The organism is Pseudoalteromonas sp. SWYJZ19, from assembly GCF_015864375.1.
In the GTDB taxonomy this organism is placed as follows: Bacteria; Pseudomonadota; Gammaproteobacteria; order Enterobacterales; family Alteromonadaceae; genus Pseudoalteromonas; species Pseudoalteromonas arctica.
This window is the reverse complement of sequence record NZ_JADYXI010000066.1, coordinates 1-542: the sequence shown is the minus strand read 5'-3', so window position 1 is coordinate 542 and position 542 is coordinate 1. Positions and strand designations below refer to the sequence as shown.

Here is a 542-nt window from a genome sequence, read left to right as displayed (position 1 = left end):
GTAAACGTTGGTACAATCGGCCACGTTGACCACGGTAAAACTACACTAACTGCAGCAATCACTAACGTACTTGCAAAAGTATACGGCGGTGTTGCTAAAGATTTCGCATCAATCGACAACGCTCCAGAAGAGCGCGAACGTGGTATCACTATTTCAACGTCTCACGTTGAATACGATACTCCTTCACGTCACTACGCACACGTAGATTGTCCTGGTCACGCCGATTATGTTAAAAACATGATCACTGGTGCTGCTCAAATGGACGGCGCGATCTTAGTAGTTGCTGCGACTGATGGCCCTATGCCACAAACGCGTGAGCACATCCTTCTTTCTCGTCAAGTTGGCGTTCCTTACATCATCGTGTTCATGAACAAATGTGACATGGTAGATGACGAAGAGCTACTTGAACTAGTAGAAATGGAAGTTCGTGAACTTCTTTCAGAATACGATTTCCCAGGTGATGACTTACCTCTAATTGCTGGTTCTGCGCTTAAAGCGTTAGAAGGCGAGAAAGAGTGGGAAGATAAGATTGTTGAGCTTGC

At 45.6% G+C, this 542-nt stretch carries 1 protein-coding gene; it reads left to right on the top strand.

What is annotated here, in order from left to right; all coding sequences use genetic code 11:
* Positions 1-542: GTP-binding protein (locus I6F45_RS21270; RefSeq protein WP_197162051.1), on the top strand; the 542-nt coding region annotated here is incomplete at both ends.